Source organism: Methylobacterium sp. Leaf99 (assembly GCF_001422375.1).
Lineage (GTDB): Bacteria > Pseudomonadota > Alphaproteobacteria > Rhizobiales > Beijerinckiaceae > Methylobacterium.
The window spans coordinates 24,313-32,265 of sequence record NZ_LMMU01000004.1 but is presented as its reverse complement, the minus strand read 5'-3'; the positions used below and the strand labels follow the sequence as shown (position 1 = coordinate 32,265).

At 69.6% G+C, this 7,953-nt stretch carries 10 protein-coding genes; 5 read left to right on the top strand and 5 right to left on the bottom strand.

Annotated features, from left to right (window positions below):
• The 3 genes from ASF28_RS23305 to ASF28_RS10855 form a co-directional block, all read left to right on the top strand.
• Positions 1 to 529, top strand: a 529-nt coding sequence (locus tag ASF28_RS23305) for a sugar transferase (protein ID WP_244474987.1), incomplete at its 5' end; no start/stop codon positions are given.
• Between the two features lie 219 nt (positions 530 to 748).
• The gene (locus tag ASF28_RS10860) at positions 749 to 1,054 is read left to right on the top strand and encodes a hypothetical protein (protein WP_147711566.1); all 306 of its coding nucleotides are present in this window, start codon (positions 749 to 751) and stop codon (positions 1,052 to 1,054) included.
• Between the two features lie 10 nt (positions 1,055 to 1,064).
• A complete protein-coding gene (locus ASF28_RS10855; RefSeq protein ID WP_056091981.1) occupies positions 1,065 to 2,573 on the top strand; it encodes a methyl-accepting chemotaxis protein in 1,509 nt (502 codons plus the stop codon).
• A 9-nt stretch (positions 2,574 to 2,582) separates the two neighbouring features.
• Here the strand turns inward: ASF28_RS10855 and rocF are convergent, their stop codons facing one another.
• The gene (gene rocF / locus ASF28_RS10850; protein WP_056091978.1) at positions 2,583 to 3,512 is read right to left on the bottom strand and encodes an arginase; all 930 of its coding nucleotides are present in this window, start codon (positions 3,510 to 3,512) and stop codon (positions 2,583 to 2,585) included.
• A gap of 226 nt (positions 3,513 to 3,738) precedes the next feature.
• Between rocF and aroQ the strand changes: the two genes are divergently transcribed.
• Positions 3,739 to 4,209 (top strand): type II 3-dehydroquinate dehydratase, encoded by a 471-nt coding sequence (aroQ, locus tag ASF28_RS10845; RefSeq protein WP_056092046.1) that lies wholly within the window; start codon positions 3,739 to 3,741, stop codon positions 4,207 to 4,209.
• A gap of 63 nt (positions 4,210 to 4,272) precedes the next feature.
• Complete coding sequence (locus tag ASF28_RS10840) at positions 4,273 to 4,914, top strand: response regulator (RefSeq protein WP_082476468.1); 642 nt, start codon at positions 4,273 to 4,275, stop codon at positions 4,912 to 4,914.
• 37 nt (positions 4,915 to 4,951) lie between these two features.
• Here ASF28_RS10840 and ASF28_RS10835 read toward each other — a convergent pair whose 3' ends face one another.
• The 4 genes from ASF28_RS10835 to ASF28_RS10820 form a co-directional block, all read right to left on the bottom strand.
• On the bottom strand, positions 4,952 to 5,170 hold the full coding sequence (locus tag ASF28_RS10835) for a hypothetical protein (RefSeq protein WP_056091973.1): 219 nt from the start codon (positions 5,168 to 5,170) through the stop codon (positions 4,952 to 4,954).
• 62 nt (positions 5,171 to 5,232) lie between these two features.
• Positions 5,233 to 5,928 (bottom strand): acyl-homoserine-lactone synthase, encoded by a 696-nt coding sequence (locus ASF28_RS10830; RefSeq protein ID WP_056091970.1) that lies wholly within the window; start codon positions 5,926 to 5,928, stop codon positions 5,233 to 5,235.
• An 88-nt stretch (positions 5,929 to 6,016) separates the two neighbouring features.
• Entirely contained in the window at positions 6,017 to 6,706 is a 690-nt protein-coding gene (locus ASF28_RS10825) for a helix-turn-helix transcriptional regulator (RefSeq protein ID WP_244474986.1), read from the bottom strand.
• Positions 6,707 to 6,931: 225 nt separating this feature from the next.
• Positions 6,932 to 7,351, bottom strand: coding sequence for a response regulator (locus ASF28_RS10820; protein ID WP_056091964.1), 420 nt, complete (start codon positions 7,349 to 7,351; stop codon positions 6,932 to 6,934).
• Positions 7,352 to 7,953: the final 602 nt, after the last annotated feature.

Below are 7,953 nucleotides of genomic sequence, written 5' to 3'. Positions count from 1 at the left end.
GCTCGCCGTGGCGGCGGCCGTCGCCCTGACCTCGCCCGGGCCGGTCCTGTTCCGGCAGAAGCGCTACGGCTTCAACAACGAGCTCATCGAGGTCTACAAGTTCCGCTCGATGTACCACGACAAGGTGGATTTCGCCGCCGCCCGGCAGGTGACCCGGGGCGATCCGCGCGTGACCCCGGTGGGCCGCTTCATCCGTCGGACGTCCCTGGACGAGCTGCCGCAGCTGTTCAATGTCATCAAGGGCGAGCTGTCCCTCGTCGGACCCCGCCCCCACGCCCTCCAGGGTCACGTGTCGAACACCCTCTACGACCAGGTGGTGGACGGCTACTTCGCCCGCCACAGGGTCAAGCCGGGCATCACCGGTTGGGCCCAGGTCAACGGCTGGCGCGGCGAGACCGACACCAGCGACAAGATCCGGCGCCGGGTCGAGCACGACCTGCACTACATCGAGAACTGGTCCGTGCTGTTCGACATCCGCATCATGCTCGCGACGCCGCTTTCCCTGGTGCGCACGACCAACGCCTACTGATCCAGTTCCGGACCGATGCGATCATGACTGTATCGCCGCGCCCGCCCGCCACGCGAGAACGACGCGCCAAAACTCCGTCTCCCGCCGCGACGTCGCAGGATTGCCCATTCGGGCCTCGGCTCCTTGGGAGGGGGGGGACGGACACGGAGCATCCGGCCCATGCAACTTCTCCGAGCGCGTTAAGAGCTTTTTGAAGGACATCACGGTTATTTGTCCTTCATGACGCTCCTGTCCGACTCCGTCCTGCCGGCCGCAACCGCCCTCGGAATACCGCTCCTGATCCTGGGCGCGCCCGAGACCGGCCGGCCCGTCCTCGTCATCGCGCCGCCCGGTTCCGGCGCCACCCGGATCCTCGACCTAGTCGGGCGGGCGGACGGCCGTATCCTGCGCGGGGCGGGGTTGGCCTGGATGGCTGTCGCCGTCTCGGAACACCCGGACTTCCCGCAGCGCCTGCGCGCGGCCGGTGCCTGGGCGGTCGTCAATGCCTCCAGCGTCGCGGGTTGTCCGACGACGCGAGAACCCTGAGTCGAGTCTCATGACGCTGCATCCGGCTTCGGCACAGGGGTCCACCCTCGATAAGATCCGGACCACGTCCGGCAAGGCGCTCATCGGGCTCCTTTGGGTCAACGTCGCGCTGATCGTCGGGATCAACGCGTGGCAGGGCGCCCTGCCGAACGCGGCGGCGGCGGCCGCCGCCCTGGCGCTGGCGCTCCCGCCGACCTGGCTGAGCACCCGCGATCTGATCGGGCCGCGCACGCGCATCGCGTCCAGCATGGCGCTGGCCGGTCTCGTCGCCGTGCTGGTGGCGATCCTCCACCGGGAGGGCGGCGGACGCAGCCTGCAACTCGACGCGCACATGTACTTCTTCGCGAGTCTCGCCATGGTCGCCGCCTGGCTCGACTGGAAGGCGCTGGTCGCCTTCGCGGCCATCGTCGCCGTGCATCACCTCGGGCTCTCGCTCGTGCTGCCGAGCCTCGTCTTCCCGGACGGCGCCGGGATCGACCGCGTCCTTCTTCACGCCGCCATCCTGATCGCGCAGACGGGGGTCCTGGTCTGGCTGGTCGCGAGCCTTCAGGCCGGCGTGGCCGCGAGCGACGCCCTGCAGCAGAGCGTGGCCGACCGCGACGCCGCCGAGGCCCTCAAGAGCCGGGCCGTCGCCCAGGTCCAGGCCGAGAAGGCACGGGTCCTCGCCGTCGAGGCCCAGGTCCAGGCATTCCAGGGCGCCATGGGCCGCGCCGTGGGGACCATCGAACAGACCCTCGGAACCATGGAGGGCAGCGCCGCCCGCCTCATGCGCTTCGCCCGGGAGACGGCGCAGACCACGGACGGCGCCACGGCGAGTTCGCGGCACGCCAGCCGCAACGTCCACCAGATCGCCCAGACCTGCCTCGGCCTCACGGCGGCGGCCGACGAGATCGCCGGACACCTGGCGGCCACCAACACCGTCACCCGCGCGGCCGCCGACGAGGCGCGCCAGACCGGCGAGACCGTCAACGCCCTGACCGTCTCCGTCGAGCGGATCGGCTCGGTGATCACGGCGATCCGGCAGGTGGCCGAGCAGACCAACCTGCTCGCCCTCAACGCCACCATCGAGGCCGCCCGCGCCGGGGAGGCCGGACGGGGCTTCGCCGTGGTCGCGGCGGAAGTGAAGACCCTGGCCGGACAGACCGCCCGGGCGACGGAGGAGATCGCGGCGCAGATCCGCGACGTCGAGGGGGCGACGCAGACCTCCATCGCCTTCATGCGGGGCTTCGCCGCGCGGATCGCCGATGTCGAGCGCACCACCGCGGCGATGGTCGAGGCTATCGAGCGTCAGCGCCAGGCGACGCAGGCCATGGACGTCAACGTGGGCGCGGCCGTGCAGGACGCGCACTCGGCGACCGCCCAGGTCTCGGCCGTCGCCGAGGCCTTGGGGACGACCACGGTCGTCGCCGACGAGGTCCAGGCCTCGACCCAGGCCGTGCGCGATCAAGTCGGTCTTCTGGGGAATGTCACCGCCGCGTTCCTCCGCGACCTCCACACGGGCCCGGCGCGGGCGGCGTGAGCCGCCCGTTCAAAAGCTCCGGGTCGGCCGGTCGAGGACGCGCCGGCCCATGAGGCTGGCGGCGAGATCCGTCATCAGCAGGGCGGTGCGGCCGCGCTCGTCGAGGAACGGATTGAGTTCGACGAGGTCGAGGCTGCGCACGAGGCCGCTGTCGTGGAGCATCTCCATGGCGAGATGCGCCTCGCGGAAGGTGGCGCCCCCCGGCACCGTGGTGCCCACGCCCGGCGCGATGCCGGGATCGAGGAAATCGACGTCGAGGCTGACATGCAGGAGGCCGTCCGCTCGCCGCACCCGGTCGAGAAAATCCGCCAGCAGCACGCCGATGCCGTTCTCGTCGATGGCGCGCATGTCGTGGACACGGATTCCCGCCGTTCCCAGGGCGGCGCGCTCGGCCCGATCAACGCTGCGCAGGCCGATCATGCAGACGTGGTGCGGATCGACGGGTGCCCCGAGGGGCGGCAGGTAGCCGGCAAAGCCCGGAGCGCCCGTGGCGTAGGCCATGGGCACCCCGTGCAGGTTGCCGCTCGTGGTGGTGTCGAGGGTGTGCAGGTCCGGATGGGCATCGAGCCACAGGACGAAGAGCGGGCGCCCCTCGCGGGCCGCACGCCGGGCCATGCCCGACACGGTGCCGGCCGACAGACTGTGGTCGCCGCCGAGGAAGATCGGTACGCCTTCGGCCCCGGCCTCGTCGGCGGCCTGCGCCAGGGCGACGGTCCAGGCCGCGACCTCGGACAGGCCGTGGATCGCCGGATTGGGGTGGGCGGGGACGGCACCGGGGACGGGCGCGAGATTGCCGCGATCCTCAACGGTGAGGCCGAGGGCGGCGAGGACCGGGCCGAGACCGGCCGCGCGGTATGCGCTCGGTCCCATGTCGCAGCCCAGGCGCCGCGTGCCGGCCTGCACGGGCGCGCCGATGAGAATACAGCGTCGGGGATCCATGACACTCTCCGGTCTCCGCCTCGTGGCCCGGCCTTAACGGCCGCCGACGGCAATTCGAAGACGCCGGATCGAGAGACCCGTGTCGAAGGGGCACCGGACATATCCTCCGCCGGGCCGCCCCGACGGCCCTGGCAATCCCCCGCCCGGGGGCGCAAACGAGGCAGAGGGAGCCTTCGTCATGACCGATGCCAGAACGACCGCCGCCAGGAATGCCGAAGCCGACGGCCTGGACACCACGATCCTGGTCCTCAACGGACCCAACCTGAACCTCCTCGGGCGGCGCCAGCCCGAGATCTACGGCTCGGAAACCCTGGCGGACGTGGAAGCGCGCTGTCGCGCCGAGGCCGGGAGTTTCGGCCTCGGCCTCGCCTTCCACCAGAGCAACGCCGAACACGCGCTCATCGACTGGATCCATGCCTACCGCGTCGGCTCGGCCGGAATCGTCATCAACGCGGGCGCCTACACCCACACCTCCATCGCGATCCTCGATGCGCTCAACACCTGCGAAGTGCCCATCGTCGAGTGTCACATCTCCAACGTCCACAGGCGCGAAGCCTTCCGGCACCATTCCTACGTCTCCCTGGCCGCCACCGCCGTGATGGCGGGGTTCGGCACCCACGGCTACGTCCTGGCCGTGCGCCACCTCGCCCACCTGCGTGCCGCCGCCCAGGTGGCAGTCCCGGGCGGGAGCCGTTAGCTGTGGACCCTCAACCGGATATCCCCGCCCGGGCGCGGACGTCCCCGGGGCGGCGGAGCACGCATGCATCTTCTCATCGTCGATGACCATCCGCTGTTCCGCGAGGCCCTCGCCAGCACCCTCGCGCTGGCCTATCCGGAGGCGGTGCTCCACGAGGCGGACGGGATCACCGGCGCCTGCGCCACCCTGGCGGGCGAGGACGCCGTCGCCCTCGTCCTCCTCGATCTGTCGTTGCAGGGGGTCCAGGGCTTCGACGGCCTCGTCACCATCCGGACGCGGTTCGCGCGCGTGCCGATCCTCGTGGTCTCCGGCCTCGACGACCCGCGCATCATGCGCGAGGCCATCCACCACGGCGCCGCCGGCTTCGTACCCAAGGCCGTGGACCGCGCAACCCTGACGCGGGCCATCGCGGACGTCCTCGACGGAGGCTTGTTCCTGCCCGCCGCCCTGGCGGAGGCCGCCGACCCGGGCCAAACGCAGCTCGCCGAGCGCCTGGCCCGGCTCACGCCCCAGCAGATGCGGGTGTTGGGAATGATCCGCCAGGGCAGGCTCAACAAGCAGATCGCCCACGAACTTCAGGTCGGCGAATCAACCGTGAAGGCGCACGTCACCGAAATCCTGCGCAAGCTCGAGGTCGGCAACCGCACCCAGATCGTCATCCGGACGGCCGGACTCGACTTCGATCACATCCAGATGCGGTCGTGAGCTTCGGCGGCCCCGCTCTTCGCGAGACGGCCGCGCCTCATTTGCCCTCCAGACGCGCCAGACGGCGTCCGAGCTCGAACAGGAGCATGTCGGCGAGGGTGTGCAGGAGCGGATCGGTGATCCGACCCACGGCCTCGCGCAGGTCGATGGAGTGATCGATGGCGCGATGGACGAGATCGATCTCGGGAAGTCCCCGATCGGCAGCCCCTCGATCATCGGGTCCCTGATCGGCGGGTTCTTGGGTGACGGTCGGCATCGCATTACTCTGACAACGGGCGGGAAAGGAGGTCGTGGCGATCCGCTCACGGCGCGATCCGCTCACGGCATGGGGCGGTGGGGCTGATCGGCGGGCGGGCGCGGACCATCGGCGGCATCGATCGGCAACACCGGTCCGGACAGGCCGAACACCCGCCGACAGGTGGCGACGGTCTCCGGCGTCAGGCGGGCGTAGATCGGCAGCAGGAGCGAATCACCGTAGGCGCAGGGCAGGGCGAGGGGTTCGACGTCCCAGCCCATGTCCATCAGGCGGGTGACGAGCACCGGATGCGTCTGGACCAGAAGCCCGTCGAGGCCAAAACGCGCGGCGACCTCCGCCACGGCGGTGAAGGAGGCCCCCGAGACGGCGTCGACACCTTTGGCGCTCTCGCGCTTGCTCGGCGCCACGGCGCAGCGCGTCCATTCGTAGATGCGCGGCCCCGACGGCGCGGGCGCGCCCTTGAGGAGTTCCGGGTAGAGGTGAGTCTGCAGGTGCGGGCGGGTCGTCGGCAGCAGGCGCGAGTAGGAGACGATGGCCCCGTCCTGTTGACCGACCAAGTCCCGCTGACCGACCAAGTCCTGTTGACCGACCACATGGAGGCAGTCGGGTCCGTCGAACTGGTCCCGCTCACGGCCGTCGGGCTTGCGGCAGGCTTCCCACTTGAGGTGATCGACGAAGAAATCGTGCCGGAAGCGGTAGACCCGGTCCATGAGGGCGGGGTCCCGCGCCTCCACGTCGCCGCTTAGAACCTTCAACATACCAGATCTCCCTGCAACGGGGGGAGTTCTGGCCAAGCTTGGAGCCCTCAGGCATCCGTAGATCTACGGAGGATCGGAGGGGCCGGATTCAGTCTATGATGCCGCGCCGTATGGCCTCGGCGACGCTCTGGACACGGCTGGCCGCGTTGAATTTGCGTGCCGCGCAGGCGAGGTGATGCTCCACCGTGCGGGCGGAGATGGAGAGGATCACCGAAGTCTCCCACGCGGTCTTGCCGGCGGCGGCCCATTTGAGGCACTCGACCTCCCGGCCGGTCAGGCCGGCGGTGGCGTCGGCCGCATCGTCCTCCGGTGTCCGGCGCGCGATCGCCTTGGCCCGGGACATGGCGTAGATCGCCACGAGGTGCAGGGCGGCGCGCGCATCCTCCGACAGCCGCACCTCGCTCCCGCCGAAGCTGACTCCGGCCTCGCTGCCGTCGAGCTCATGGAAAGGGACGCAGAACCCCTCCGCGAGGCCGTAATCCCGCGCCTCGTTCATCACGGTCAGGCCGCGCCGGTCGCCACGGGTCACCGCCTCCTGCCACAGGAACGGCTCCGTCGTCGCCCGGATGTAGCGGATGACCGGGTCCTGGTGGAGATAGTTCTGTTGCTGGTAGCGCTGGGTCCAGCCCGTCGGCCAGCCCGAGATCATCGAACAGTCGGCCAGACTCTCATTGGGCGAATGCGGCAGGCCGCCGATGAGGAAGGCGTCGTAGCCGAAGATCGTGCCCGTGCGGCGCAGTTCCGCGTAGACGGCCCGCTGGGTTCCCGCCGATCGCAACCGATGGATAATGTCGAACGCGGTCTGACGGACATCGGGCACAAGCGTTACTCGAAAAATTATCCCAGCGATTGTAACAGGATCGATGGTTTGTGAAAGGTGAAGACGCGCGCGGGTGCCCGTGGCTTCACACCATAGGTTGGCTCGGCCCCGCCAGGGTACCACCGGGCGGGGCGCCACCCGCCGGGCCGGCGGCCCGAGGAAGGTGCGCGCACCGGGGCGACCTCATGCGGCTCGGCGCGCGGCGCCCCGGCCCCGTACCGTCGGCCGGGGCAGGCCGGCGATGAGGCTCACGAGCTGATGGGCGTGGTAGGGCGTGCGGAGGCACGGCGCTCCGGCCACGATGGCGGCGGGCAGGGTGCGGGGCGAGCGCGTGGTGTAGATCACCCCCACGGCGGGATCGAGACAGCGGGCGACGGCCCCCAGGGAGAACCCATCGACCTCGTCGCGCACGTCGGCATCGGTCACCAGCACATCGACCCGGCGCCGGTCGGTCTGGCCCAGCAACAGCGCCTCGACCTCCCCGGCCGTGCGCGCGCTGAGGACGTCGTAGCCGGACGCCTCCAGGCAGCTCGTCGTGATCGACCGAGTCAGCTCGTCGCCGGCCAGCAGGATGACGAGGGGTGGAAGGGACGCGCGAGCCATGGCGGTGATCCTGCCTGTCGGTCCGGATGCGATGCGCAGCCGATCAAGGAACGGTTCTTGGAACGTAGGGTCCGGTCGGTTAACGATCCCTTAAATGACTGATCTTTTCTGACAACCGTCGTAGTATCCACAAATTGCGCGCTGCCTTTAATTTACATCCTCTGCGCACGCGGCAATCACGTGACTGCCCAAGAAAGATGCGAGCCCAAGGCAACCGCGCAAAAACGCTCAGGACTGATGCACCCTGCCGCTTTATGGCGCGCGATACAGGACGGCCCCTCCTGTGAATTCTCTCGGAATGGTGATGGCCGCGTTCGGATCCGCGACGGACGGGCGCGCGGAGACCCCGCGTCGGAACCGGCGCGACCGGGACAACGCCTTGCCGGAAAACGGGTTTCAGACCCGCGAATCACCGATTCGCGCGCCTGTCCGCCGGCCATCCCGCCGGACCCGGGAAACCGATCACGTGGCCGGACGTCCGGATGGGAGAACAGTCTTTTCCGTGCGCGCCGCAAAAAGCCATTTGCTTCCTTTGACGTGCGGCGGCCGCGGGCGGATACTGAAATCGATCGATAACGCGGATACACACCTTACAGTATCCC